Raw genomic sequence first — 25,284 nt, forward strand, 5'->3', positions numbered from 1 at the left:
ACCCCCTTTACACAACCGTTCTCGCAGCCTGCAATGATGAGAATCACATTCTAACTAGGACATCATTATAATATCCCAGTGCCATGAAAGCGTCAAGAATTTACCAGCCGAAATGCAAATGGGAACACGATTCGCGCCAAAAATTGTTGAGATTTTGTCACATTTATCCTTCAAACTGTGATGCGTACCACATTTTTTGAATTTTGTCCTTCATCAATTCCTTGACAGCGTTCGTATCTTCTGTTCCAAGCTCTGCCGGCGTAAAGACCGCGTCTGCCTGGGGCACCTCCCCCTGCCGAAGCCGGATCGCTTGCGAGACGATGACAATATAGGCAAACCCTTGCTCCCTGAGCCGTCCGCACACCTTGTCCAATAGATCGATATCCGCCGGCTGCGGCTCGCGCCCTCCCGTGAAATGGTAAGCCGGGTAAGTCACAGTGCGTCCATGGAACGGGATCTCTACCCCGTCCAGCCAGTCCCGCAGCCGTTCAAGCCGTTCCGCCGCTTCGACCGGCGATTCCAGCCCTGTCAATCCGGTCACGGGCAGGATGCAAGTGTCCAAATAGGGCCCCCATTCCTGCCATTGTTCCGCAGTCAACTCGCTGAATTTCATGCTGCTCCCCCTTTTTTCCAGTTACTCCTCCCCATATTATAACCCGTTGTACAAAAAAATGAAGAATCGCTCAGAGCGCTTCTTCATTATGGGGTTACTGCAACGTCTTCAGTTCTTCCGTTAAGGATCGGAACGTGGTCTCATCCCCTGCTGCCAATGCCTTGTCAATTTCTTCATAAATACGTTCCGTCCGATATTTCCGTATCGCGTCGTCCCAGATCATTTCCGCAGTCAAACTCAACATCGCTTCATACGTCACTTTCATTTTATCCATAGGATGCACCTCCAACCTAACGATTAAGAGATCCTATATTCCTTTCCTTTCACCACATAGCTATCCGTTGTTCTCTTCATGCGCTGCAAATCTTCGTCTGTCAACTCCCGTATGACTCTTGCGGGTGAACCGAGAGAAAGAGTATAGGCCGGTAATTTTTTATTTTCAGTGACGACGGAACCAGCTCCTACTAAAGCATATTCACCAATTTCCGCTCCGTTCAGTACAATGGCCCCCATGCCAATCAATGTACCTGTGCCTATCTGGCAGCCATGCACGATCGCACCATGTCCAATCGAGACGCGATCCGCGATGATTAATGGCTGATCCGTGTTGACATGGCCGATAACACCGTCTTGCAGATTCACTTCCCGGCCGATCTGTATCGGAGCCAGATCGCCGCGCAGCACGGCGTTGAACCATACGCTGGACAGGGGACCGACGGTTACGTCACCGATGAGCTTCGCGCCTTCCGCTACATACACGGAGGGATCGATGCTCGGTTGAACGCCTTTGTAAGGGATAATCATATGTTCGCACACCTCCGAGACACCTATTCATCATGCTATCCTATGGGATAAAAGGTGGTCTCATCGTATCAATGGGCATGCGGCTTGTCAACGTTCAGTTGAATCCTGTCTTCATGGGCGACATAGACGCCCTGAATGATTTGCTGCCCTTTCTTCGTCATCTGCAGCACCTGGGCTTCATTCGCGGTCTCCCCCAGCCGAAGCAGACCCAGATGAACCATCATCATGATGATACGCTGCCGAAATACGGATTCGGATGTGTCGAAATAGAACGGCCGGATGTATGGAAGCAGCGTCCGTTCCAGTGATTCCAGCGTCGTCCACCTTGATGTGCACAGTTGGATCCAGTGAACGACAGACAGCAGATTCGGAATGGCGTTCTTGTACAGCTTCAACCAGAAACGGTAGAGCGAGGCCGTCGGCTCGGTTACTCTCCTGCTCCGCCTCTCCTCGCCCGGCGGGGAGCAGCGCAGCCGCCCGTCTCCTTCCTCCAGCCAGCCTTGGTAGAAGGCATAGTCATAAATGAAAGATAACCGGTTCGGATAATCATGGAACCGCCTGCCGTAACCGAATCGCCATTCTCCCTTGCCTATCGGCGTCTCCCGAATCGCGAACGTATCGAGAAGCTGCTGCTGGGCCCGCTTGTACATCACCCCTTCCGAATTCAAGGGCGGAGATTCCGTTGTGACGAAATCAAGGAGCTGCAAAATGTCATCGCCGATTCTCCCGTCCTCGTCACGATATGCATGCGGTTCAGCGCTAAGCTGCAATTGGCTGGAGAAGGATTGATACAGCACATCTTTGAAGCGCTGCTTCAGATCGGCCGGAATCTGGAACAAATACTTGGTCTGCGGGTTGCAGCCGTTGAACAGCCAGCCGCTATGCTTGAACTTCGCAATCGTATCCCGCGGTTGAGGCCCGTTCGGAGCAGGATCCGACTTGCCCGGCACCATTGTGTCGAACTTCGTCTGCTGCACTCGGGCCACCAGTTCCTCCAGACTGAAGGAGGAGCGCTTATCGAACAGAATGGAATTGAGAAAGCGCCGTTCCTCCAGCGACATCTCATTCACATGGCGTTCGAACACATCCCTGCTGCCAAGTGCCAGCAAAATCGATTGGATCAATTCATGCTTGGAGCGTTCATTGCATACACAGCCGTACCGCTTCGCAATCCGGGCCAGCTGCCCGATATCCGCGTAACTGAGCATATCTGCCAGATTCATGCCGAACCTCCGTTCTCTATAGCGTCATTCCTTGGCCGAGTCCTTGTTACATTAACCATTATTGGAAAAAGTCCGGCATTTATTCAGCAAAATAAAAATAAACAGGCCCCGGTTCATCAATCGGAACCAAGGCCTGCTTCTATCTGCCGCGGTGGATCGTCACCGCATCAGATGGTTGGATATGTTTTGTGCAATTATACAGCACAGGATGCCATTCCGCACCTCGCCGCTCAAGAATCGAGTACGACAAGTTGCCGATATGTCCCTGCGACATTTGTCCGAACAAAGCAATGAACAGTTGGGCCAGCCAGCTTCCGTGCGTCACCGCCAGTAGGTTCGCGCCTTCCCTGCGGAGTGCCAGGGACTCCAGCGTCTTCACTGCCCGGTCGCGCAGGTCGTCATCCCGCTCTTGTCCCAGATCAAGCTGGCGCCAGTCAGCTCCCCAGCGCTTCTCCCGCTCCTCCGGCGTCGTTCCTTCCACCTGGCCATAAGCACGCTCGACCAATCCCGGCTCCGGCTCGAGCAGCGGAATATTCAGCGCGTTCGCCAGGATGGCTCCTGTCTCGTCAGCCCGACGAAGGCCGCTGGAGATGACGGCTTCAAAAGCGATGTCTTCCTTCTTCAGACGCTCGGCCAGCAGCGCCGCTTGCTTCCGGCCGGTATCGTTAAGCGGAATGTCCGTCCGTCCTTGAATCTTCCCTTGGGCGTTCCAATCGGTAATCCCGTGTCTAACCAATCCGATATATTGGGCCATTGCTTCTCCTTCTGTACCGTGGAAATGTGTGAACAACCTCTATGAAAAGTTATCGACGCACCCGCGTCAGCCAATTCAACAGCAACAATGCAAAAGTAACCCCGAACAGGGACAACGCAATCCAATAATGAGGAATGGTAGGCACCACTTGCAAAATGACCGGATCGCTGATGCTCGCTACCGGGACGCCTATCGTCATATTTCCCCAGCCCGTGTGATCCCCGCCGGCAACGACCGTCGGAATCACTCCGCTAATATCTTCGATGTTCGATTGCTCTCTGCGGACAAGCAGCACAATCAGCGCGCACAAAAATATCCCCATACAAAAAGCAACAATCCCTGCAAGCGTATTGCGAGATCGCAGGGACCATGTCTGTGAACGTTGATGAACCGGAACGAGCCAGTCTTGTTCTTCGTAAATCATGTTCATAACCCGTGCCGGTGAAAATCCGGAATCGGATGCCTCCCGAACGTCTATGTCCGAATCGTCTTCCATCCATTCCTCGCTTGCAGCCCATACGCTGTATTGCTCAGCGCATGATTCACATTCGCTTAAATGCTTCTCAATCGCTAGCCGCTGCGGATCGTCTTCAGGCAATTCGGAATAGACCGGCATCCACTCGAGCGCTTCCGCGCATTTCATCATTAATTCATCCCCTCAACTCCCGGCTCGGTAATGTATGCCTCCAACTGAGACTTCACACTCGCACGAGCGCGGAACAGCAGCGATTTCACGGAGCTTACCGTCTGCCCCAAGGCATTGGCAATCTCTTGGTAATCCAGTTGGTCATACTCGCGCAGGATGAGGGCCGAACGCTGCTTCTCCGGCAGGCGGTTAATGGCGTCGCGCACCAAAGACACCTTCTCGTTCCGCAGCAATGCATATTCCGGTGCCGCCTCGCGCGGCGCCTCCGGAACGATACTGTAATCATCGTCCAACGATACTTGCACGCTGCGCTGCTTCCGCAGCTCGCTCAGTACCGTATTACGGGCAATCGTATATAGCCAGGTCGAAAAAGAGGCCTCTGCCTCGCGGAACGTATTCAGGCTCCGATATGCCTTGAAGAACGTCTCGGCACATAAATCCTCGGCAAGCAATTCCAACTGGGAGCTCTTTAACATATGAAATATAAATGATAGCAGTTTTCGTTGATAACGATTCATCAATTCCGCGAACAACTCGACGTTGCCGTCTTTAATCTCACGGATGATCTGGGAATCGGTCATGGACTCAAGTTCCTCCTTGCTTTCCATATCCTTCCCGATGCGCTACCTGTTAAGGTATACTCTCGAAGTATAGAAAAGTTGCGGATCGGAGTTCAAATTACGTCGTTCTCTCATTCACCTATAAAGCGTATGTAAGAGTATTCTTCAAAATGTTAAACAAATTTCTCACATATAGTCGTATTTTAGCATACAAAAGTCGAATAATGATTAAAAATTTTTAAGGTATTCGATGACCAAGCTTACGATTCCGTAAGGTTACATCCATACGGTATGCTGCTTTATTCCAAAAAGTGCTCTATCTGGTTGACATTTTCAAGAAAATCGGCTTCTACCCGGGAAGTGTAGTTCATACATCCCTTCCGCTGCATAAGATTCCGGGCATCGAAAAATAGGCAAAAAAAAACGCCACCGAAGTGGCGCCGTGCTTACATATGAGCACTTAGATATTGGATAGGAGTGGAGAGAAACCATACTGTGCTTTTATTATAATGTATCCGTTTTCATTCCGTCAATAGGTTTTATAAAATTATTTACTTCATTTCACAGATTTTTCCGTAACACCGCAAATCAGGGCTTTTCCCCATAATTATTTGTTCCGGTTCCCCTCAAATGCAAATTGCTCCAACCGCCGAATATATTCAGGAATCCGCTCCTTCACGGCGGCACGGTCACCGACCCGCAGCCGGATTCCTTCATTCCATTCCTCGTTCAGCAGGCCCGCATGATGACATACGAGATCAAGCAGCATCAGAAATTCCTCAATCTTGATGGAATAACGAACAGCCTCGTTTCCCTCCGCATAGCCATCAAGATAGCCTTCGGCAAATCCGTTAAGCTGGGCCCTGTAGCTGCCGAACTTGTGCTTCGCATAGCGGGGAGAGCGATCATACGATGGAAACAGGGTGTTAAAATTATTGAGCAGATTTCCGGCAAACACATGATCATCGTACTGCAACGGCAGCGGATCGATTAACCGCAGACGATGGTTGTCCACGATAATGTTCTCCGGAGATATATCCCGGTTCGTCAATGAGAGTCGAAGCGTCCGCCCTAGACGATAACGGATGGCCTCTTCCAGCTTGCCCCGAATTCTGTCTTCATCAAGCGGAATTCCAGTTAGAACGAGCTGCTCGAACTGCTCCCGGTACTCGTTCGCTTCTTCTTGCCAATAGGCCTGCAGGTCCCCTTGGATTTCTCCAACAAGACCTTCCTCCTGCCAACCAAGGAATCCAAAACCGCGCAGCGGCACCTCCGCTCTGCTCATGGCTGACATAAATTGTCCGCACTGCCGTCCGAGCTCGACCGCATCCGAGCGGGTCGTCTCTTGCAGTGACAGTGTCTTCCCGCAATAGGATTCAAGCGTAAACGTGAGCTCCGGCTCCACATGATAGGCGAAAAATTCGGGACAGATTCCCGGCATCACCAGATTGGCATGTTGATAATAAAGCCCCCGGGATGCGTACTCCCCCAACATCTCTTGCTCGTTATACACAAAAGGGGCGCCGTAAGCTGCGGGCTTGGGAACGCGGAGGACAAGAGCTTCATGCTCGTCGGTATGCAGTAAATATGCGGCATGCCACGCTCCTTCGCCAAGATAAGACGACGAGAGGCCCGCCGTGCTCAAGCCGATCCGGTCGAGCGCCTCCTCGATCGTGAATTTCATTGATGCTGAGCCTCCTTCTGTGGCACGTTTGATTTTCTTTACCTGTTCGTCACGATTTCCCTAACTCACTCTACCGCTTTACTTCTTCTACATCCATTGGTCAATTTCCTGTATGAAGCACCAGGGATTGCCATACGGCGCAGTGAATCTGCAGGTCGCAAAAGCAAACGGGCCAGTCAAGGAGATTCCTCGACTAGCCCGTTTGAGTCTGTTATGGTTCAAGCTGCTCTACCGTGCAAGATAAGAATGTGCCGTTGGGACGGTCGCTTACACATAGATTTGGTACCCGCTCCCGGTGAGCAGCTCATTGGCCCGATCCGCATCCTCCTGCTGGCGGAAGGACAGGCGGAGGACGCCGGGGACGTCTTCGCGGCTCTCGATAATTTGAAGATTGCTCAAATTAATATGATGCTTGCCCAGCTCGGTAGCGATTTTCCCGATAATGCCCGGCGTGTCCGGGACATCCATATACAGATCGTGGAGCCCGAGCAGCACGCCTTTGCGCCGCTCCGGCATCCGGCTGCGGAATTCACCCGCCTTCGCGAATTGTCGCATAATCCCTTCGCCGTCCCGCTGCTGCAATAGATTGATGAATTGCTCCGTGTTCGCTTTCCAGTCCTGAAGCATTTGGAGAAGGATATCCCGATTATTTAACAAAATATCCCGCCATATCACCGGATCGCTCGAAGCAATGCGCGTAATATCGCGGAATCCGCCGGCGGCCAGCACCTCGTGGAGACTATTGTCCTCATTATATTGTTGAACTTGATTGACCAATGCGACAGCGACAATATGCGGAAGATGGCTGATAGCGCCTACGACCGCATCATGCTCCTCCGGATTCATGCGGATAATATGGGCTTTCGTGCAGCGAAGCAAAGAGACAAGCCTGCTGTACGCATCCTCATCGACATTCTCATCCGGGGTCAACACATAATAAGCGTTCTCGAACAGCAGCGTCGAAGCCGCCTCCACGCCGGAGCGCTCCGATCCGGCCATCGGATGGCCGCCGATAAAGTGCACCCCGCTCCACGCCAGCTCGCGGGCGCAACGGGCAACCGACGCCTTCGTGCTCCCGACATCGGTTACGATGCAGCCTGGCTTCACATCCAGCTGATGAAGGCTTCTAAGCATCGATTCCAGCATACCGACCGGGGAGCAGACAAAAATATAGTCCGCATCCCGTACCGCGTCCTGCAGCGAGGTCGTGGCTTCATGGACGACCCCGCGCTTGACATACTTTTCCGTTGAAGAAGGATTCGGCGAGTATCCGACCACATGAATCCCGGGGTTATTCTTGAAGCACAGGGCGAGCGAACCGCCAATCAGTCCTACGCCCAGAATCGCGATTCTCGTGCTCATATGCCCACCTTGAATTCTGCCAACGACGCTTCCAACGCTTCGATCATCGCTTCATTCTGTTCACGGGAGCCAATCGTGATGCGGATATTTGTCGGATACTTTTTATGGCCTGCCCGCGTAATAATTCCTTTGCGCATGAGCGCCTCGAATACCTGCTGCGCCGGATGGCCGACGTCCACCATAATGAAATTGCCATGGGCCGGGAAGCTGGATAATTGCAGTCTTGCGAATTGTTCCTGCACATAGCGGATCCCTTCCGCGTTCAGACGGCGGCACTCCTCAATGAATGCCTGATCGTGAACCGCAGCCAGTGCGGCCGCTTGGGCGAAGCGCGATGTATTAAATGGTTCGCGCACCTGATTGATCAGGCGGATGACGTCCGGATGCCCGATGCCGTATCCGATCCGGAGGGAGGCCAATCCATAAATTTTGGAGAAGGTCCGCAGCGTGATCAGGTTTTTATATTGAGGCAAATATTCGAGCCCGTCAGGGAATGACTCGTCTGTCACATACTCGCAGTAGGCTTCGTCCAGCACGACGAGCACGCGCTCCGGGACGCGCTCCATGAACCGCTCCAATTCGGCGCGGCCAATAATCGTTCCCGTCGGATTGTTCGGGTTGCAAATCCAGATCAGCTTCGTCCGCTCCGTGACGGCGGCGAGCATCGCGTCCAGATCATGCGTCCCATCCTTCAGCGGAACCTCGACGGTGACCGCGCCTTCGATATCCCCGTTATGCTTATATTGCGGGAAGGTCTGGTCGGCGGTAATCTGCTCGTCACCCGCCACTAAGAACGCCCGGCACAGCATCAGAATCACTTCATCCGAGCCGGCGCCGAACACGATTTGATTCGTGTCGACGTTGAACTTTTCGGCTATCGCGGCCGTCAGCGCCACGGCAGCCCCATCCGGATAAATGCTGGCATTATCAATTTCCTGTCTCATCGCTTCCTTGGCGTGAGGGGAGCATCCGAACGGATTCTCGTTGGACGCCAGTTTAATGATGCGGTCCAATCCCAGTTCCCGCTTCACCTCATCGACCGATTTCCCCGGCTGATAGACAGGGAGATGTACTATACTGCTCTTCGGTTGCATCCGGTTACCACCTTTCCTTACATGGGAAGTCGCTGCAAAGCGTTAATCTCTTAATTGTCGCACAAAATCGCAAATTTGCAAGATCCCATCTTCAAAAGTGGCCTCATCGGACAACAATGGTTGAGCTTCTTCAATTTTCCGCACGATGGCGCTGCCGACAATAACGCCGTCGCAGTAGGCTGAAAATTGCTTCACGTGCTCTGGCGTCGAGATGCCGAATCCGACGCATACGGGGAGCGGCGTCGTTGCCTTCACCTGCCGGATGAAGCGCTCGACCTCTTGATCGAAGCTCTCTCTTACCCCGGTCACGCCCAGCGAGGATACGCAGTAAATGAAGCCCCGGCCTTCCGCCGTGATGCGGCTGATCCGCTCTTCCGAGGTCGGCGCGACGAGCGGTACGAGGTGAATGCCGCAAGCATCCGCCGCTTCCCGCACCGGCCCGCTCTCTTCGTACGGCAGGTCGGGGATGATCGCCCCGCTGAAGCCGGCCTCCGCCGCCGTCCGGAAAAAGCGTTCGATTCCGTACTGCATGACGGGATTGTAATACGTGAACAGGACATAAGGAATGCGCGCTCCTTGCTCCCGCGCCTGTCTCGCTACCCGGAAGCTGTCCTCCAGCGTCACGCCGCCCCGCAGCGCCCGCTCCGCCGCCCGCTGAATGACCGGCCCGTCCGCCAGCGGATCGGAATACGGCACGCCCAGCTCAATGACGTCCGCGCCCGCTTCCTCCAAGCGGAGCAGCAGCTTCAAGGTCGTTCCGCAATCTGGATCGCCCAATGTAATAAACGGCATCAACGCCGCCTTGCCTTCCGCACGGTAGCGCGCGAACATATCATCCAGCCGGTTCGTTGCCTGTGCAGCCATGTCGCTCATTCTTCCTCTCCCCCCAGCGTCTCCATAATCTGATTGACGTCTTTGTCGCCGCGCCCGGACAGGCAGATGACCAGTATCGAATCCGGGGACATCGACGGCGCTTCCTTGATCGCCTGGGCTACGGCATGAGCCGATTCCAGCGCCGGAATAATTCCTTCGGTCCGGCTGAGCAATTGAAGCGCGTCCAGCGCCTCTGCGTCCGTGATCGGCACGTACTTCGCCCGCATGCTGTCCTTCAGGTACGCGTGCTCCGGGCCGACGCCCGGGTAATCCAATCCGGCCGATATCGAGTGCGCCGGCTGCACCTGGCCGAATTCGTCCTGCAGCACGTAGCTGAGCGAACCCTGGAATACCCCGCGGGACCCCTTCGTCATCGTAGCGGCATGGAACGGCGTGCCGATCCCTTTGCCGGCGGCTTCGACGCCGAGCAGCGCCACTGACTCATCCTGAAGGAACGGGTAGAACATGCCCATCGAATTGCTGCCCCCGCCCACGGCGGCGATGACGAGATCGGGAAGGCGCCCTTCCTTCTCCAATATCTGCTTGCGGGTCTCGTCCCCGATAATGCGCTGGAAGTCCCGCACCATCATCGGATAAGGATGCGGACCGGTCACCGACCCGAGAATGTAGAAGGTGTCATCGACTTGGCTGACCCAGTAGCGCAGCGTCTCGTTGCAGGCATCCTTCAGCGTGCGGCTTCCCGACAGGACGGGAACGACCTCCGCCCCGAGCAGCTGCATGCGGAATACGTTCAGCCGCTGACGCTTCATATCTTCTTCTCCCATGAACACCTTGCACTCCATGCCGAGCAGAGCCGCTACGGTCGCCGTCGCCACGCCATGCTGGCCCGCTCCCGTCTCGGCGATGACCTTCTTCTTGCCCATCCGCTTGGCCAGCAGCGCCTGGCCGATCGTGTTATTGATTTTGTGGGCGCCCGTATGGTTGAGGTCTTCCCGTTTCAAATAAATTTTGGCTCCGCCCAGCGTCTCGCTCAACCGCTCCGCATAATAGAGCGAGGTCGGTCTGCCGGAATACTCCTGCAGAAGCTTGATGAGCTCCGCCTGGAATTCCGGCTCCTTCGTATATTGTTGATAAGCTGCTTCCAGCTCGAGAAGCGCATTCATCAACGTCTCCGGCACGTATCTGCCGCCGAAGTCGCCGAAGCGGCCATGAGCGTCAGGCAGTACCGCCGCCGTTCCCTTCGTCTGTGTCTGTTCCATATGCTCTCACCCTTTCGATAAATGCGGATACTTTACGAATATCTTTTATCCCGTTGGTCTCGACCCCGCTCGATACGTCCACGCCATCGATACGGCTGCCGGCAAGCAGCCTCCCCACATTGTCCGGATTCAAGCCCCCCGCCGCATAAAGGGGAAGACCGAGTTCTCCGGCAAGCGAACGATAGTCCGGAATCACGGTCCAATCGAATGCGCGCCCGGAGCCGCCTCCCTGCGACGGATCATGCGTATCCAGCAGGATGGCGTCGATGGAATGCCGCATGCGGCGCAGCATCGGTTCCGCCGCAGCCGCCCGGTTCCCGCCCTGCTCCGGGCCGGCAATCGGCACCGTCAGCCAGACCTGCACCTCATGCCGGCTCTTCAGCCAGGCCGGAAGGTCCGGATCATGATCGGCGATCAACTGCACCGCATCCAGTCGCGCCTCCGCCAGCACCGCGTCCACATCTTCCCGCCGAGGACGGGCGAATACTCCAACCGTGAGAGGAAGCTTCACGCGCTCTTCCTCCAGGCGGGCCAACCAGCCGCGCACATCGGCAGGCGATACTTGCCTCCGGCTTGGCGCGAACACGAACCCGATGCAGTCCGGTCCGGCCCCTACGATGTCCCGGGCCGTCTCCAGCCCGGTCACCCCGCATATTTTCACGCTCGGCGGCCGTCCGTGGCCGCCGCCGTTCCGCTTCTTCCTTGCTTCCTCCGTCAGCTCCGGCATTGCACTCGCGCTCCTTCCGTCATACCGCGACCCGTGGCAGACCGCTCATCAATTGCTCTACGGCCTCTTCCACGTTTGGCTGCCGCATCAGATGCTCGCCGACGAGCGCGGCGTCGATTCCCAAGTCCGCCAGGCGGTTCATATGCTCCGGCTTATGGATTCCGCTCTCGCTGACCAGTGTCCGATCGGCCGGTACGAGGGCGCGCAGCTGTTCGGTCTGCTCCAGATCCGTGACAAATGTATGCAAATTCCGGTTGTTAATCCCGATGAGCGGCGCATCGTCGAGCGCCAGCACCCGCTGAAGCTCCAGCTCATCATGAACTTCAATCAGCGTCTCCATGCCGAGATCAAGCGCACAGCGGTTCAGCCGCGCCAGCTCGCTGTCATTCAATATCGCCGCGATGAGCAGCACGGCATCGGCGCCGATAAGGCGGGCTTCCAGCAGTTGCAGCTCATCGATGATGAATTCTTTGCGCAGCACCGGAAGCTCCGTCCGGCTGCGCACCTCGCGCAAAATATCGTTGCCGCCTTGAAAATAAATGCGATCCGTCAGCACCGACAACGCGTCGGCCCCGGCGGCTTCATAGCCGCGGGCGATGGCCGCCGGATCGAAATCTTGGCGGATCAGCCCTTTGGAAGGCGATGCTTTCTTCACTTCCGCAATCAAGCCGACGGAGCGCCGTTTCCCGGCCGTCAGCGCGTATATGAGCGAGCGGCATGGCGGCAGCTGCGCGATGGCCCGCTCCGCCTCCCGGCGGTTCAGCTCCGCAGCCAGCTCCGCTACCTCCTGGCGCTTCGTCTCTACAATTCGATCAAGAAACATGACTCCATCCCCCTGTCGCTTCTCTCCATTGCTCCAGCTTGCGGAGCGTCTGTCCGCCGTCAATCGCATCGGCCGCGATGCGGACACCTTCGGCGATGCTCTCCGCCTGGCCGGCCACGTAGATGCAGGCGCCGGCGTTCGCAAGCACGATGTCGCGGTGCGGCCCCTGCTCCCCGTGCAGAATGCGGCGGATAATGCCCGCGTTCGTCGCGGCATCGCCGCCCAGCACGCTGGACAGCGGCTGCGTCTGCAGCCCGAGCTGCTCCGGCGTAATATCATACGTTCTCAGCTCGCCATCCTTCAGCTCGCTAATCCGGGTCGGAGCGGACAGGCTGATCTCGTCGAGGCCGTCTTCGCTTGCGACGACGAGCGCCCGCTTCAGGCCCAGCTCGCGGAGCACTGCCGCGATCGTCCCGGTGCGGCTGCGGTCATAGATGCCCAGCACCTGGCGATCCGCTCCCGCCGGATTGGTCAGCGGGCCGAGCATATTGAACACCGTGCGCACGCCCAGTTCCCGGCGCGGCGCCGCGGCATGCTTCATAGCGGGATGGAACACCTGCGCGAACATGAAGCAGATGCCGACGCGGTCCAGGCATTCCGCGGCCTGGTCGCTCGTCAGATGAATATTGATGCCGAGCGCCTCTAGCACGTCGGCGCTGCCCGAGCGGCTGGAGGCGGAGCGGTTGCCATGCTTCGCGACCCGAACAGAGGCGGAAGCCGCGATAATCGCCGATACCGTAGAAATGTTCAGCTTGTGGATGCCGGAGCCGCCGGTCCCGCATGTATCAAGCAGGCGATCCTGCCCGGTGATGACGTGGCGGGCACGGCTGCGCATCGCCTCGGCGAAGCCGACAATTTCGTCCACCGTCTCGCCCTTCAGACGCAAGCAGGCCAGCAAAGCGCCGATCTGGGCGGCAGAGGCATGGCCGTCCATCACGTCGGACATGACCTCCCGCGCTTCTTCGCGGCTCAGATGACCGCCGGCCAGCACATGGGCCAGCGCTTGCTTCGTCAAGACGCTGTCTGGAACCGTGTGAGTACTCATTGCGATACGCTCCTTTCTGCCATAAGCTTCTTGCCCGGTTGGACAGCCGCGTAGTAGTCCCAATTGACCGGGAGCGCGGCCCGCTCCGCAGCCTGGACGGAAGGACGGCCGCTCCTCGGCGCTTCGATGGATGCAGCGGATTCCCTGCATTCGAACATCTCCTCCGCCGTCTGAATGGCGAGCAGCAGCGCCTTCGCCTTGTTGACCGTCTCCTCGTATTCCTTCTCGGGGACCGAATCCCATACAATGCCGGCGCCGGCTTGAACATAGGCGGTGCCGCCCTTGAAAATAATCGTTCGAATCGTAATGCAGGTGTCCATGTTGCCGTTGAAGCCCAAGTAACCGATAGCGCCGGCGTACGCCCCGCGCGCTTCCTGCTCGAGCTCCGCGATAATCTCCATCGCGCGCAGCTTCGGTGCGCCGGAGACCGTGCCGGCCGGCAGACAGGACAGGAAGGCGTCGAAGAAATCTTTGTCCCGGCGCAGCGTGCCGGATACGTTCGATACAATGTGCATCACATGCGAGTAGCGCTCAATGCCCATATACGTATCGCAGCGAACGGTGCCGAATTCGCATACCCGGCCGAGATCGTTGCGCCCGAGGTCGACCAGCATCACATGCTCGGCCCGCTCCTTCTCATCCTTCAGCAGCTCTTCCTCCAGCGCCAGATCCTCTTCTTCCGTCCGTCCGCGCGGCCGGGTGCCGGCGATCGGCCGCGTCTCCACCCGCTCGCCGTTCACCCGGACGAGCGCCTCGGGCGAGGTGCCGACGAGCGTTTCGTCGTCCATTTTCAGAATGTACATGTACGGGGAAGGATTCGTCATCCGCAGCACCCGGTACACATCAAGCGGATCGACCGTCGTCTGCCGCTCGAACCGCTGCGAGAGGACGACTTGGAAGATGTCCCCGCCGCGAATGTATTCCTTCGCCCGCTCCACCTTATCCATAAAAGACGCCCGCGTCTCATTCGAACGGTACGGCTTCAGCTCGGAGGCGGCTCCTCCCGGGAGGAAGCGGCCGCTCTGCAGTTCGGTGGCCGGAGCGGCCAGCAGCTTCTCCTGCAGCCGTCTCAGCTTCTCCTTCGCCTGCTCGTACAGCGTCCGGATATGCTCCTCCGTATCGTCCCGCTCCAGATGGAGATTGACGATGAATTGTAGCTGCTGCCTGACATGGTCGAATACGATCAGCTGATCGCAGAACATGAATTGAATATCATTCATCATCAGGTCGTCCTGCCGATGGCGCGGAAGACGCTCATACTGCTGCACCAGATCATAGCCGAAAAATCCGATCGCTCCGCCCGTCAGCGGAGGCATGCCCGCCAGGGCCGGGCTTTCATACTTGCGCAGCAGCTTCTTCACAGCGGCTAGCGGATGCTCGTGGATCTCGGTGACGGCATCCCGTTCGGTAATGCGCAGCGTGCCGTTCTTGCCCTGCAATATCAGAAAGGGATCGGTGCCGATAAAGGAGTAGCGCGCCCATTGGACTCCGCCCTCCACGCTTTCCAGCAAAAAAGCATAAGGCTCCTGCTTCAGCCTTTGGAACAATCGTATCGGGGTCTCTGTATCTGCCGTGATGGTCTCGGAGACCGGTATAACCGGATAAGTGCGGGATAATCGCAATACTTCATCCACATGAGGATGCATGACATCCACTCCTTTCGAATTCGGGTGAGTCGGATGGAACCAAGAAACAAAAAAACCTCTACCGCAAGGTAGAGGTCCGTTGATTCGATCATGACATTGTGGATGAGCAAGCTCAGGGTATATCAAAGGTTGGATCGCCAAAGAAAGGTCAGATTCGCCAAATAACCCCCGGTTGTTCCTCTAAAAAGGAAGGGAAGGCTCTACACCTCTGGCGATGGCATCCGCTTATGACGTATCCATGCTCTCAGCTCGACTCAACTCAATCTCATCTCAACTCTACTTACTCTACTCAACTATGCTTCTTCACATCATACCCGCAAATAATCAATGCGTCAACACCGAACGGAGGCAAACGGCATCTCCGCCACTACCTTCCGCACGGGAACGCTTATTCCCGGGGACGCTTCTCCGCTATGAAGTGGCCAAGTCCGGGCGCAGCTGGGAAGCCTCGTTCAAGTACACGTGGCGCACTTCCCTCTGCGATTTGTCTGTATTGACGGTTACCATCAAGCGGATGCACAGCGGCAGGCTGCCCGCGACGGGCACCTCCACGGCGCACATTAACGGCACCCACTCCCAGCCCGGCATCGCGCGAATGGCCTGCGCCGGGAAGGAAGCGTTCAGATCCTGGGTCATCGTAATCCATATGCTGACGATGTCCTCCGGAACGATCTGATTCTCTGCCACGATATGTTCAAGCAACACGGTCGTCTCGCGCCGTATTTCATCCGCATCATTGCGCTGGACGGTGGTCGCTCCCCGTATTCCCCTTGCATACATGCTTATGTCGTCTCCCCTTTCAACTCTTCGATGATGTTCCGCACCAGTTCGACCGGCACATCGCGCCGGATCTCCACCTTGCCGATTGCTGTCGGGAGCACGAATACCGTCCGGCCCTCCTTGAACTTCTTGTCATGCATCATCGCATCCAGAATCGCCTCTGTCGAATAGCCGGCCGGAATCGATACCGGCAGCCCGAATTGGCGCATCAACGCTTCCGTCCGCGCTGCAACATCGGCTGCCGCCCCCATCCGCTCCGCCAGACGGGCCGAGCCGACCATTCCGATCGCGATCGCTTCGCCATGCAGCAGCTCGCCATAGCCGGCAACCGCCTCCAGGGCATGGCCGATCGTATGGCCCAGATTCAGAATCGCCCGCAATCCGTTCTCGCGCTCGTCCTGGGATACGACGGCGGTCTTGACGGCGCAGCCTTGCGCCAAGCCATAGGCCAATGCTTCCTCATCCTTGGCCAGCAGCTTCCCGGCATTCGCCTCGCACCAATCGACGAAGCCGGCGTCCCAGATCAAGCCGTGCTTCACCATCTCCGCGAGACCGGAACGAACATCCCGATCAGGCAGCGATTGCAGGGTGGCCGTATCATAGAGCACGAACTCCGGTTGATGGAAGGCGCCGATGATGTTTTTGGCCAGCGGATGATTCACCGCAACCTTGCCGCCCACACTGCTATCATGCGCCAGAATCGTGGTCGGCACCTGAATGAACCGGACGCCGCGCATATATGAGGCCGCTACGAAGCCGGCCAGATCGCCGACGACGCCGCCGCCCAGCGCGACGACCGTCGACATGCGGTCACAGCCTGCCTCCAGCCCGGCACGGACGCAGTCCTCGAATACGGCCAGCGACTTCGAATGCTCTCCTGGCGGCACGGTAAGCGAAGCGGTACGGTAACCGGCCGCGTGCAGCGCTTGCTCGGCGCGCTTTAGATAACGGCGGCCGACATGCTCATCGGTAATGATGAGCACCGGGCTTCCCGCAGGGATGGCCGCTTGCCGGCTCGCGTCGCCAAGCCGGTCCAGCAGTCCGCTCCCGATCCAGATAGGATAAGAGCGTTCGCCAAGATCGACTCTCAGCTCTACGGCTTGCATCGCTTCCTTGTTCTCCATGACGCTCCCTCCTAGTACCGGGCCACTTGCTGCAAGTATTGCTCGTAGTTGGCGCGAATCTCCTCCATCGAATCGCCGCCGAATTTCTCCAGGAACGCCTTGGCGACCTCCCAAGCGACGACATGCTCCAATACGACGCTGGCCGCAGGCACGGCACAGGCATCGGAACGCTCCACTTGGGCCGTGAAGGCTTCCTTCGTATCGATATCTACGCTGCGCAGCGGCTTATACAAGGTCGGAATCGGCTTCATCACGCCGCGAACGACGATCGGCATCCCGTTCGTCATGCCGCCCTCGAAGCCGCCGAGCCGGTTGGAAGCGCGCGTATAGCCTTTCTCTTCGTCATAGAGGATCTCGTCATGCACCTGCGATCCGCGCAGTCGCCCGGCTTCGAAGCCGATGCCGATCTCGACGCCTTTGAACGCGTTGATGGACATGACCGCCTGCGCGATGCGCCCATCCAGCTTCCGATCATATTGCACATGGCTTCCTAATCCGACAGGAACGCCTTCGACGATGCACTCCACGACGCCGCCGATCGAGTCGCCCTCTGCCTTAATCTGATCGATATAGGCCTCCATCGCCTGCTCCGTCGCGGAATCGACGACCCGAACCGAAGACTGCTCGGTCCGTTCAATCATTTCATCCAGCGGCAGAGAATGCGGCGGCGCCTCGATCTCCCCGATGCGAATAACTTGTCCGCCGATCTTGATGCCGAACGCTGCCAGCAGCTGGCGGGCCACGGCGCCTACCGCGACGCGGGCCGCGGTCTCGCGCGCGCTGGAGCGCTCCAGCACGTTGCGCAGATCGGTCAACTGATATTTCAGGCCGCCGTTCAGATCGGCATGTCCCGGACGGGGACGATGGACCCGGCGCTTTTCTTCGTCCGAGCCTTCGATCGGCTCCACATTCATAATATTCCGCCAATGCTTCCAGTCATTATTCTCGACTACCAACGCGATAGGAGCTCCGGTCGTATAACCATGACGCACCCCGCCGACGATTGCGGCCGTATCCGTCTCGATTTGCATCCGCCGTCCGCGGCCATACCCTTTCTGCCGGCGTTGAAGCTGAAAGTTCAACTGTTCAAAGTCAATCGCCAGGTTGCTGGGCATCCCTTCAACGATGGCGGTCAATTGCGGTCCGTGGGTCTCTCCTGCTGTCAAATAACGTAGACTCACCGTTGCTCCCCCTTTAAGCTGTATTGCTGTAAATGGCTAAAATCCTTAACTCTTTTGCTCATTATAGTATAGGAGGCAACGTTTGACAAGAAAACAAAAACACGCTCTGAAGGCGTTATGCCGCCAGGAGCGTGTCATGAGCTGTTCGCATATGTATCGCGCGCCGCCATCCGGCAGCGGACGCCAAGGCAAGGGAACCGGAACGGATCTTCAGCTCCGCTATCTCCATACGGATGCGCGCTTCGAGGCCGCCCGCAAATGCGCGGGAGCCGTTCCCGCCCGTTCCTCCTCCGCCATCAGAGGGAGCCAGTTTTTCAATGTCACTTCCACCCCAATAATTTGGGCGCATTCGTGGATCGTTAATTCTCCTCGCTGGTAAGCCGCGATGACCGTCCTCTTGTCCATAATCGTTGGTCGTCCCTCCGTCCTCGTAGTCATCCTAGAGGATGTTCATACCGTCTATGTAAGTCTAGTATCGGAAGAAGGGATGCGGATTATACGCTAGATGTCATTTTACGGTAAAAGAACGTCTCTATCGTCTCCAGCCCGTATTGGCCCGGATTGAAAATCTGTTCCGTGCTTCCCACAAACAGAACCCCGCCCGGTTTGAGCGCATCGGCGAATTTGCGGTACAGCTGGAGTTTGGCTTCCTCCGTGAAATAAATCATGACATTGCGGCAAATGATCAGGTCAAGCGAGGTATCGAACGCGTCCTCCAGCAGATTCTGCTTGCGGAACCGAATCGCGCTTTTCAATGACTCGACAATCCGGTATCCTTCCGGCCCCTGTTGAAAATATTTCTGCCGGTACAGCTCCGGGACATCCTTCAGCGATCGCTCTGCATAGCATGCTTCCTTCGCCTTCATCAAGACGTTCTCGTCTATATCGGTAGCGGTAATCTGGGAGCGCTGGAGCAGACCTGACTCATTCAAGATCATGGCCAGCGTATACGGCTCCTCTCCGGTAGAGCAGGCCGCGCTCCAGCAGCGCAGCTGCTTCGCATTGGCCGCCAACGCCGGCAGGACGCTGTCTCTCAGCGTGACCCAACGGTTCGGATTGCGCCAGAATTCGGAGACATTAATCGTCATCCGGTCCAAAAATTCATCCAGCAAGCCCGGGTTCTGCCGGATCGCTTCGAAAAAACTGCGGAAGGTCGTATACCCGTTCTTCATGCGCAGCGTCGTTAACCGCCGCTTCATTTGCGCTTCCTTGTACTGCAGCAGATCAATGCCGGTCAGGCGCTTGATCTCCATCACGAAATGCCGGTAATCCTCATCCTCATGTCCCGCTGCTGCGGAAGAGGCTCCGCCTTCGGCTGTCGCTTGACCGAAAGGATAGGACGATAGGGCAGGCTGCCGCTTCGATTCATGCATCATCATTCACTCTCCACCACTTCATCATGGGAGCCGTTCTTCACAACAACAAAGAACACGGCTGAACAGTTTCCTATTCGCCGTGTTCCGATGCTTTTCCTGCTTTATGTAAGCTCTTTCATAAATATTAGTCCGGAAATGCAGGAGAACTTTCTTATTGCGGGCTATGATCAGATCCAGCTCTCTATCGCGCGATCATAGCTGATAATGTCGCTGTCGGCGAACAGATTCGCGATCTCTCTGGCAGCGCTTTCTTGCGAATCGGAACCGTGCACCAGATTGAGCGGGGTGTGGGACGCATAATCGCCGCGAATTGTTCCTGGCTGCGCCTCTCCTACCTTCGTCTTGCCAATCATCAAGCGCGACAAGCTGATAATCTCATCACCTTCCCAGATCATGGCGAACACGGGACCAGAAGTAATGAAATCAACCAATTCGCCAAAAAACGGCTTTTCTGCATGCTCGGCATAATGGCGTTCGGCTTGTTCGCGCGTAATCATCATTAATTTCCCGGATACAAGCTTCCATCCTTTGCGTTCAAAGCGGCTTACGATGTCCCCGATGAGACCTCTTTGCACGCCGTCAGGTTTGACCATGATGAATGTGCGTTCCATAGGTTCACTCCTCAATTATTGTGAAAGTAGTCCAGCGAACCAAGTATACCAAATATTTCATCATTGCGCACCTTGACTTTTTGAATCCGGATTAATGGGATCGATTGGCAATAAAATAGGCAATATCCCGCAGGTTTTTGCGCGCGCGGATATCAGGCAGCTGCTCCAGGGCATGAATCGCTTTGTTGATATAGCGTTCAGCGAGCTGCTCCGCGCGCCGGATGCCTGCGCTCTCCCGAATATTATGTAAAATCGAAGACACATCCGTATGTCCGTTCATGCGCCGGATACGCTCAATCTCGCGCAGCAGCGCCTGCCGCCGTCCTGTCTCTTCCAGCGCATAAATGACAGGCAGCGTCAAATTGCCCTGCCGGATATCATTGCCCGGAGGCTTCCCCAACTGCGCTTCGGTGCCGATCAAATCCAGCACGTCATCACGAATCTGGAATGCCATCCCGACATTGTAGCCGAACCGGTACAGCTGGCGGCCGATGGCGGCCGAAGCCCCGGAAGCGATCGCTCCCAGCTGGCAGCTGATCGCGATCAGAAGCGCGGTCTTGCGGCGGATTCGCAGCAGGTACTGCCGCTCGGATTGGGACGTATTGAAGAAATCCCGAATCTGCTCCATTTCCCCGATGCACATTTGAACCATCGCTTTCGACAGAATGCGGTGAATTTGCGGGTCCTGCAGCTCGGTGGCAAGCACCAGCGCCTGCCCATAGATGTAGTCTCCGGTATACATGGCAACCCGGTTGTCCCATTTGGCTTTGACGGTCAGTTGTCCCCGCCGCGTATCGGCATCGTCGATCACGTCGTCGTGAACGAGCGAGGCCATATGAATCAGTTCCAGAGGGACGGCTACATATTTGAGTCTCTCCAGATCATAGGTTCCGAATTTGCCGGCCAAGAGAACGAAGACCGGGCGGATACGCTTGCCTCCAGCCTTGAGCAGCTGCAGCGAAGCGTCATTCAGCGTCCGGAGATCGCTTGCGATCGATCGTTCCAGCTGCTCCTCGATATATGATACATCCTGCTTCATTGTCGCGTATATGTCCCACAATTTCATGCCTTCACCTAACCAACCGTATTTTCCGACCAGAGTTCAAGCCGAACTTCATGATCAATAAGCCCTAACTCGTACGCGTATTGGAAATAGCATTGAAGCCCTTCCTGCTGCGGACGATCGAAATCGTAATTCAAATTGGTAAAATAATTCATCCAATAGCCGACCGTGCCGCCGATCGTGCAAACGGCCTCCTGCGCCAGCGGGCGCGGATCGAGAAGGCTCTTCCGCTTGCTGGCTTCGAACGCCTCCATAATGATCTTGATATCGTCGCCATGCTCGCGGATGACATCCCGGTTGACAGCCCATACCGCGAAGGTCATCCAATGTCCTGTCCATTGGCGCCATAGCTCGCCGAGATCGATCACTTCATATCCGGGATTATTCCAGGAAGCCCGGATGGCATGATCGCCGATAAGAACGGCGCCGTCCGCTTCAGCCATCATCGCGTCCAGATCCGGATCCATCGGAATGTAGTCCGGGCGGGCATGATAGAACTTCGCGGCGATAATCTTGAACAGATTGGTCGACGTGGCCGACGTTGTCGTCAATGCGATCTTGCCCCGGAGCGCTTCCTCCAGCGGCTTCTTCAAAAAGAGAAAGATGGAATTGACGCGGCCGTGCGCGCTCACCGACAAATTCGGGAACAGCGTATATTGCTCGGAGGAAATGCCGTAAGCAAACGCCGAAATCGGCCCCATATCAATCCTGCCTTCACGCATCGCTTGATTCAACCCGGCAGGAACGGCCGGGATCATGTCCAATACAGCCCGGGTGTTCTTCGGCTCAAAATGATAAAATATCGGCCATACGTTCGTATAATCGATGCGGCCGATGCGAATATGGGACGGGTTATTGTTCGTGTCTTGCTGCAGTACCATCAGGTTCCCCCCACCTTCTAAACAATTGATGCTCGATATCGAGTATGTCCAGCACCTTCCCGACCAGGAAGTTCACGATGTCGTCCAACGTCTTCGGATGATAATAGAACGCCGGCATCGCTGGCACGATGCGCACGCCCATATGAGCGAGCTTGAGCATATTTTCCAGATGGATCGCATGCATCGGCGTCTCGCGCGGCACGATGATGAGCGGGCGCCCTTCCTTCATCATGACATCGGCAGCCCGTCCCATCAGGTTGTCCGAGGAGCCATGGGCCAACGATGACAGCGTCCCCATGGAGCAAGGCATGATGATCATCCCTTGGACGCGGTAAGAGCCGCTGGCGATGCTGGCCCCGATATCCTGGATCGGATGGTATACGATGCGGCCGGCTCGTTCTCCGAACGCCCGCTCGATGGCCTCCTGGCGCCGGGTGACTTCCCACCCCAACTCTTCCTTCAGCACCCGCCATCCGGCATCCGTGACGAGCAAATGCACAATGCATCCGGCTTGCAACAGGCATTCCGCGAGCCGGATGCCGTAAATCGCTCCGCTCGCACCGGTAATGCCTACGACATAACGCTTGTCCGCCGCTGTCATGGGCTCAACACCACCAAATCCAGCAAAGTGAAGGCGAATACGACAATGCTCAAAATGCCGTTCAGCGTGAAGAATGCGGTGTTCGTCCGGCTCAGATCATGCGGCTTGACCAGCATATGCTCATAAATGAGCAAGGCGGAAGCGATGATCGTCCCGATAATATACCACCAGCTCAATTGCGTGACGAACAGCAGGAGCAGGAAGCCGATCGCGGTCACAATGTGAAACCCGCGCGCTATCCACAATGCCTTCGCAATGCCGAACCGGGCGGGAATCGATTTCAAGCCTTCCTTGCGATCGAATTCGTAATCCTGGCATGCATAGATGACATCAAAGCCCGTCGTCCAGCAAGCCACCGTCAAATAAAAAATAATAGAAGTCCAGTTAATCTCATTCGTGACCGCAACCCAGCCCCCAAGCGGAGCCAGCGCGATCGTCAAGCCGAGAATAAAGTGGCACAGCCACGTAAATCGCTTCGTGAATGAATAAAAGACAAGCATAAAGACGGCAATCGGCAATAAATAAACAGCCAGCGGCTGCAAATTGGCGGCTGCCCAGAACAGCAGTCCGAACGATACGGCCGTGAATAATATCACTTCTCCTGCCTTGAGCAGGCCGGCCGGAATGGCGCGGTTGGCCGTGCGCGGGTTTTTGGCGTCGATGGCGGCATCGATGAGCCGGTTCAAGGCCATCGCCGCGCTGCGCGCTCCGACCATGGCCATCAGAATCCATCCCCATTCGGCTAGTGTAGGGAAGCGGTTATCCATGACCATGGCGCCAAGGATGGCGCCCATGAACGCAAACGGAAGCGCGAATAACGTATGTTCGATTTTAATCATTTCCAGGAAAATACGCACTTTTTTAAACATGTCCATTCCCCTTCGTGCCGATGTGCAGCGCGGCAATTCCTCCCGTCAGCGGCTTCGCCTCCACCTGCTCCAGGCCGGCGGCGCGGAACATGTCGGCCAGTTCCTGGCGGCCCGGGAACGAAGCCAATGATTCCGGCAGCCATTTGTACTGCTCGTAACGCTTGGCAATCCATTTCCCCAGCATCGGAAGCAGCCGTTCGAAATAAAAATAGTACAGCCCCTTGAAAGGCTGCCAGGTCGGCTTGCTCAGCTCCAGGCAGACGACCCTTCCTCCGGGCTTGACCACTCTCCGCATCTCCCGAATCACCTGATCATAGTCGGGAACATTACGGAGCCCGAAGCCGATCGTCACATAATCGAAGCTGTCATCCGGGAACGGGAGATCCATCGCATTGCCTTCGATAAGCCGGATCTGATCCTGCAAGCCCAATTTTTCGATCTTGCGCTGCCCGACGGACAGCATCTTCGGACTGAAGTCCAGACCGATCATCTCTCCCGTGCGGCTCGCCTGCGCCAGCTGGATGGTCCAGTCGCAAGTCCCGCAGCACAAGTCGAGCGCGGTCTCTCCGGGCTGAACATTCATCCGGCGCATCGTATAATTCCGCCACGCTTTATGACGCCGGAAGCTCATAATATCGTTCATGATATCGTATTTATGAGCAATGTTCTCGAACACATCATGCACATATTTTTCTTTGGACTCCCCCGTCTTTGGCGAGTGTGTCTCCATGTTATGCGTCACCTTGCCCTTCACCTCAATCCGGTATGTTAGCTGCGTTGAGCCGCAGCATTGGTCGGAGAAGACGTCAGCACGAGCGGGCTAAGCAATTGGACGATTCGTCCGGTCGTTCCGGCGTCCAGCGACATCGCGGACGTAATGGTCTGAAGCTTGTCCTGAATGAGCCGAATCTGGTGCGCCAGCTGCTGCCTCACTTCATACTTCGCCATCATCGCGCTCCAGAACGCGGTGTCGTAGGCGCGCTGCTTCATCTTCCTTCTCTCTTCTTCCGTGCCTTGCTGCCACACATGCCAATAAGACCAGCTGCCTTCGAAGCGCTGGAACTGCTCGGAGCGTTCCTGCTCCTGCTTCATCACTTCCAGCTCGGCGACCTGGTCGAGCAGCTGCTCCCATAAGCTTACGTCCTGGGCAGCCATACGATGGTTGAACGACTGGAACAGCGTCTTGCGCAGAGATACGCACGCACGCAAATATTCCTCCGCCGTCATCGCCCACAGCTTCATCTTCTCGATCGTGGCCACCTTGAGCTGATTGACGGCGCAGACCGCCTGGCTTAGCGCCCGGATGGCATCGATCTGTCCCGCATGCGCGAGCAGATGATAGAAGCGGCTGCTGAAATAATCTCCCGCCAGCACCTTAAGCTGCCGGGAACGCAGATTGCGATCGCTCTCATCCTTGGTCGCCATCTCAATCATGTCGTGGGTGTCCAGGCCCACTTGCACGAGCGAAGTCACCAGCGCAATCAGCTCGCTGTGCTCCGCACCCTTCTTGCTGCGGTTTAAAAAGGCGAACATCAGCTCCACCCGCGTGTGTGGGAACGCAGGCAGGTCAGTGTACGCCTGTATCATGTCATGTTCTACGTACCGTTTTGCCAATTGCGAAATGTGGTTTACTTCCATTATGAGTCCTCCGACAATAAGCGGTTAGTCATCCTGGCGGGATGTCGCAATCTAAATCATTATATCATAGGTTCCATATGAACGGG

Annotated in this window: 28 protein-coding genes; all 28 read right to left on the minus strand. The window is 56.3% G+C overall.

All coding sequences use genetic code 11. The features are described from left to right. Positions 1-163: 163 nt before the first annotated feature. A complete protein-coding gene (locus tag NNL35_RS20850) occupies positions 164-613 on the minus strand; it encodes a DUF2487 family protein (RefSeq protein ID WP_006678865.1) in 450 nt (149 codons plus the stop codon). Positions 614-707: 94 nt separating this feature from the next. Beyond that, the gene (locus tag NNL35_RS20855; protein ID WP_006678866.1) at positions 708-887 is read right to left on the minus strand and encodes an IDEAL domain-containing protein; all 180 of its coding nucleotides are present in this window, start codon (positions 885-887) and stop codon (positions 708-710) included. Positions 888-910: 23 nt separating this feature from the next. Continuing rightward, a complete protein-coding gene (locus NNL35_RS20860) occupies positions 911-1,417 on the minus strand; it encodes a gamma carbonic anhydrase family protein (protein ID WP_006678867.1) in 507 nt (168 codons plus the stop codon). A gap of 68 nt (positions 1,418-1,485) precedes the next feature. Continuing rightward, positions 1,486-2,640: a hypothetical protein gene (locus tag NNL35_RS20865; protein WP_006678868.1), complete on the minus strand. Its 1,155-nt coding sequence runs from the start codon at positions 2,638-2,640 to the stop codon at positions 1,486-1,488. Positions 2,641-2,779: 139 nt separating this feature from the next. After that, on the minus strand, positions 2,780-3,394 hold the full coding sequence (locus NNL35_RS20870; RefSeq protein ID WP_006678869.1) for a histidine phosphatase family protein: 615 nt from the start codon (positions 3,392-3,394) through the stop codon (positions 2,780-2,782). A gap of 49 nt (positions 3,395-3,443) precedes the next feature. Beyond that, positions 3,444-4,040, minus strand: coding sequence for an anti-sigma factor (locus NNL35_RS20875; RefSeq protein WP_006678870.1), 597 nt, complete (start codon positions 4,038-4,040; stop codon positions 3,444-3,446). Beyond that, positions 4,040-4,621, minus strand: a complete 582-nt coding sequence (locus tag NNL35_RS20880) for an RNA polymerase sigma factor (RefSeq protein ID WP_006678871.1) — start codon at positions 4,619-4,621, stop codon at positions 4,040-4,042. The genes NNL35_RS20875 and NNL35_RS20880 overlap by 1 nt, the downstream gene beginning before the upstream one ends. A 586-nt stretch (positions 4,622-5,207) precedes the next feature. Continuing rightward, a complete protein-coding gene (locus NNL35_RS20885; RefSeq protein WP_006678872.1) occupies positions 5,208-6,284 on the minus strand; it encodes a phosphotransferase in 1,077 nt (358 codons plus the stop codon). 267 nt (positions 6,285-6,551) lie between these two features. Further along, positions 6,552-7,646 (minus strand): prephenate dehydrogenase, encoded by a 1,095-nt coding sequence (locus tag NNL35_RS20890; RefSeq protein ID WP_006678873.1) that lies wholly within the window; start codon positions 7,644-7,646, stop codon positions 6,552-6,554. Beyond that, a complete protein-coding gene (gene hisC / locus NNL35_RS20895; RefSeq protein ID WP_006678874.1) occupies positions 7,643-8,740 on the minus strand; it encodes a histidinol-phosphate transaminase in 1,098 nt (365 codons plus the stop codon). Before hisC ends, NNL35_RS20890 begins: the two co-directional genes overlap by 4 nt. A gap of 42 nt (positions 8,741-8,782) precedes the next feature. Further along, positions 8,783-9,613, minus strand: a complete 831-nt coding sequence (trpA, locus tag NNL35_RS20900) for a tryptophan synthase subunit alpha (protein WP_006678875.1) — start codon at positions 9,611-9,613, stop codon at positions 8,783-8,785. Further along, complete coding sequence (gene trpB / locus NNL35_RS20905) at positions 9,610-10,833, minus strand: tryptophan synthase subunit beta (protein ID WP_006678876.1); 1,224 nt, start codon at positions 10,831-10,833, stop codon at positions 9,610-9,612. Before trpB ends, trpA begins: the two co-directional genes overlap by 4 nt. After that, on the minus strand, positions 10,790-11,560 hold the full coding sequence (locus tag NNL35_RS20910) for a phosphoribosylanthranilate isomerase (protein ID WP_006678877.1): 771 nt from the start codon (positions 11,558-11,560) through the stop codon (positions 10,790-10,792). The genes trpB and NNL35_RS20910 overlap by 44 nt, the downstream gene beginning before the upstream one ends. Before the next feature lie 19 nt (positions 11,561-11,579). Then, complete coding sequence (gene trpC / locus NNL35_RS20915) at positions 11,580-12,383, minus strand: indole-3-glycerol phosphate synthase TrpC (protein WP_006678878.1); 804 nt, start codon at positions 12,381-12,383, stop codon at positions 11,580-11,582. Then, positions 12,373-13,428, minus strand: a complete 1,056-nt coding sequence (gene trpD, locus NNL35_RS20920) for an anthranilate phosphoribosyltransferase (RefSeq protein WP_006678879.1) — start codon at positions 13,426-13,428, stop codon at positions 12,373-12,375. The genes trpC and trpD overlap by 11 nt, the downstream gene beginning before the upstream one ends. Further along, positions 13,425-15,074: an anthranilate synthase component I gene (gene trpE, locus NNL35_RS20925; RefSeq protein ID WP_006678880.1), complete on the minus strand. Its 1,650-nt coding sequence runs from the start codon at positions 15,072-15,074 to the stop codon at positions 13,425-13,427. Before trpE ends, trpD begins: the two co-directional genes overlap by 4 nt. A gap of 411 nt (positions 15,075-15,485) precedes the next feature. Next, the gene (gene aroH / locus NNL35_RS20930; protein ID WP_006678881.1) at positions 15,486-15,854 is read right to left on the minus strand and encodes a chorismate mutase; all 369 of its coding nucleotides are present in this window, start codon (positions 15,852-15,854) and stop codon (positions 15,486-15,488) included. Between the two features lie 2 nt (positions 15,855-15,856). After that, on the minus strand, positions 15,857-16,978 hold the full coding sequence (gene aroB / locus NNL35_RS20935; protein WP_006678882.1) for a 3-dehydroquinate synthase: 1,122 nt from the start codon (positions 16,976-16,978) through the stop codon (positions 15,857-15,859). An 11-nt stretch (positions 16,979-16,989) separates the two neighbouring features. Then, positions 16,990-18,159, minus strand: coding sequence for a chorismate synthase (aroC, locus tag NNL35_RS20940; RefSeq protein WP_040733578.1), 1,170 nt, complete (start codon positions 18,157-18,159; stop codon positions 16,990-16,992). Positions 18,160-18,378: 219 nt separating this feature from the next. Continuing rightward, positions 18,379-18,564 (minus strand): hypothetical protein, encoded by a 186-nt coding sequence (locus NNL35_RS20945; RefSeq protein ID WP_006678884.1) that lies wholly within the window; start codon positions 18,562-18,564, stop codon positions 18,379-18,381. Positions 18,565-18,653: 89 nt separating this feature from the next. Beyond that, entirely contained in the window at positions 18,654-19,535 is an 882-nt protein-coding gene (locus NNL35_RS20950; RefSeq protein ID WP_006678885.1) for a CheR family methyltransferase, read from the minus strand. Positions 19,536-19,702: 167 nt separating this feature from the next. After that, on the minus strand, positions 19,703-20,146 hold the full coding sequence (gene ndk / locus NNL35_RS20955; RefSeq protein ID WP_006678886.1) for a nucleoside-diphosphate kinase: 444 nt from the start codon (positions 20,144-20,146) through the stop codon (positions 19,703-19,705). Between the two features lie 91 nt (positions 20,147-20,237). Then, the gene (hepT, locus tag NNL35_RS20960; RefSeq protein ID WP_006678887.1) at positions 20,238-21,212 is read right to left on the minus strand and encodes a heptaprenyl diphosphate synthase component II; all 975 of its coding nucleotides are present in this window, start codon (positions 21,210-21,212) and stop codon (positions 20,238-20,240) included. A gap of 8 nt (positions 21,213-21,220) precedes the next feature. Next, positions 21,221-22,090 (minus strand): menaquinone biosynthesis protein, encoded by an 870-nt coding sequence (locus tag NNL35_RS20965; RefSeq protein ID WP_254553687.1) that lies wholly within the window; start codon positions 22,088-22,090, stop codon positions 21,221-21,223. Further along, entirely contained in the window at positions 22,062-22,691 is a 630-nt protein-coding gene (locus tag NNL35_RS20970) for a UbiX family flavin prenyltransferase (protein ID WP_006678888.1), read from the minus strand. Before NNL35_RS20970 ends, NNL35_RS20965 begins: the two co-directional genes overlap by 29 nt. Next, the gene (locus tag NNL35_RS20975) at positions 22,688-23,560 is read right to left on the minus strand and encodes a UbiA-like polyprenyltransferase (protein ID WP_006678889.1); all 873 of its coding nucleotides are present in this window, start codon (positions 23,558-23,560) and stop codon (positions 22,688-22,690) included. The genes NNL35_RS20970 and NNL35_RS20975 overlap by 4 nt, the downstream gene beginning before the upstream one ends. After that, complete coding sequence (locus NNL35_RS20980; RefSeq protein WP_006678890.1) at positions 23,553-24,290, minus strand: demethylmenaquinone methyltransferase; 738 nt, start codon at positions 24,288-24,290, stop codon at positions 23,553-23,555. The genes NNL35_RS20975 and NNL35_RS20980 overlap by 8 nt, the downstream gene beginning before the upstream one ends. 38 nt (positions 24,291-24,328) lie before the next feature. After that, positions 24,329-25,198, minus strand: coding sequence for a heptaprenyl diphosphate synthase component 1 (locus tag NNL35_RS20985; protein WP_040733580.1), 870 nt, complete (start codon positions 25,196-25,198; stop codon positions 24,329-24,331). Positions 25,199-25,284: the final 86 nt, after the last annotated feature.

It is taken from the genome of Paenibacillus dendritiformis (assembly GCF_945605565.1).
Classification (GTDB): domain Bacteria; phylum Bacillota; class Bacilli; order Paenibacillales; family Paenibacillaceae; genus Paenibacillus_B; species Paenibacillus_B dendritiformis_A.

Coding starts and splice junctions, on each gene's coding strand:
- NNL35_RS20850 (WP_006678865.1), bottom strand. CDS start 613: ATGAAATTCAGCGAGTTGACTGCGGAACAATGGCAGGAATGGGGGCCC.
- NNL35_RS20855 (WP_006678866.1), bottom strand. CDS start 887: ATGGATAAAATGAAAGTGACGTATGAAGCGATGTTGAGTTTGACTGCG.
- NNL35_RS20860 (WP_006678867.1), bottom strand. CDS start 1,417: ATGATTATCCCTTACAAAGGCGTTCAACCGAGCATCGATCCCTCCGTG.
- NNL35_RS20865 (WP_006678868.1), bottom strand. CDS start 2,640: ATGAATCTGGCAGATATGCTCAGTTACGCGGATATCGGGCAGCTGGCC.
- NNL35_RS20870 (WP_006678869.1), bottom strand. CDS start 3,394: ATGGCCCAATATATCGGATTGGTTAGACACGGGATTACCGATTGGAAC.
- NNL35_RS20875 (WP_006678870.1), bottom strand. CDS start 4,040: ATGATGAAATGCGCGGAAGCGCTCGAGTGGATGCCGGTCTATTCCGAA.
- NNL35_RS20880 (WP_006678871.1), bottom strand. CDS start 4,621: ATGACCGATTCCCAGATCATCCGTGAGATTAAAGACGGCAACGTCGAG.
- NNL35_RS20885 (WP_006678872.1), bottom strand. CDS start 6,284: ATGAAATTCACGATCGAGGAGGCGCTCGACCGGATCGGCTTGAGCACG.
- NNL35_RS20890 (WP_006678873.1), bottom strand. CDS start 7,646: ATGAGCACGAGAATCGCGATTCTGGGCGTAGGACTGATTGGCGGTTCG.
- hisC (WP_006678874.1), bottom strand. CDS start 8,740: ATGCAACCGAAGAGCAGTATAGTACATCTCCCTGTCTATCAGCCGGGG.
- trpA (WP_006678875.1), bottom strand. CDS start 9,613: ATGAGCGACATGGCTGCACAGGCAACGAACCGGCTGGATGATATGTTC.
- trpB (WP_006678876.1), bottom strand. CDS start 10,833: ATGGAACAGACACAGACGAAGGGAACGGCGGCGGTACTGCCTGACGCT.
- NNL35_RS20910 (WP_006678877.1), bottom strand. CDS start 11,560: ATGCCGGAGCTGACGGAGGAAGCAAGGAAGAAGCGGAACGGCGGCGGC.
- trpC (WP_006678878.1), bottom strand. CDS start 12,383: ATGTTTCTTGATCGAATTGTAGAGACGAAGCGCCAGGAGGTAGCGGAG.
- trpD (WP_006678879.1), bottom strand. CDS start 13,428: ATGAGTACTCACACGGTTCCAGACAGCGTCTTGACGAAGCAAGCGCTG.
- trpE (WP_006678880.1), bottom strand. CDS start 15,074: ATGCATCCTCATGTGGATGAAGTATTGCGATTATCCCGCACTTATCCG.
- aroH (WP_006678881.1), bottom strand. CDS start 15,854: ATGTATGCAAGGGGAATACGGGGAGCGACCACCGTCCAGCGCAATGAT.
- aroB (WP_006678882.1), bottom strand. CDS start 16,978: ATGGAGAACAAGGAAGCGATGCAAGCCGTAGAGCTGAGAGTCGATCTT.
- NNL35_RS20945 (WP_006678884.1), bottom strand. CDS start 18,564: ATGGACAAGAGGACGGTCATCGCGGCTTACCAGCGAGGAGAATTAACG.
- NNL35_RS20950 (WP_006678885.1), bottom strand. CDS start 19,535: ATGATGCATGAATCGAAGCGGCAGCCTGCCCTATCGTCCTATCCTTTC.
- ndk (WP_006678886.1), bottom strand. CDS start 20,146: ATGGAACGCACATTCATCATGGTCAAACCTGACGGCGTGCAAAGAGGT.
- hepT (WP_006678887.1), bottom strand. CDS start 21,212: ATGAAATTGTGGGACATATACGCGACAATGAAGCAGGATGTATCATAT.
- NNL35_RS20965 (WP_254553687.1), bottom strand. CDS start 22,090: ATGGTACTGCAGCAAGACACGAACAATAACCCGTCCCATATTCGCATC.
- NNL35_RS20970 (WP_006678888.1), bottom strand. CDS start 22,691: ATGACAGCGGCGGACAAGCGTTATGTCGTAGGCATTACCGGTGCGAGC.
- NNL35_RS20975 (WP_006678889.1), bottom strand. CDS start 23,560: ATGTTTAAAAAAGTGCGTATTTTCCTGGAAATGATTAAAATCGAACAT.
- NNL35_RS20980 (WP_006678890.1), bottom strand. CDS start 24,290: ATGGAGACACACTCGCCAAAGACGGGGGAGTCCAAAGAAAAATATGTG.
- NNL35_RS20985 (WP_040733580.1), bottom strand. CDS start 25,198: ATGGAAGTAAACCACATTTCGCAATTGGCAAAACGGTACGTAGAACAT.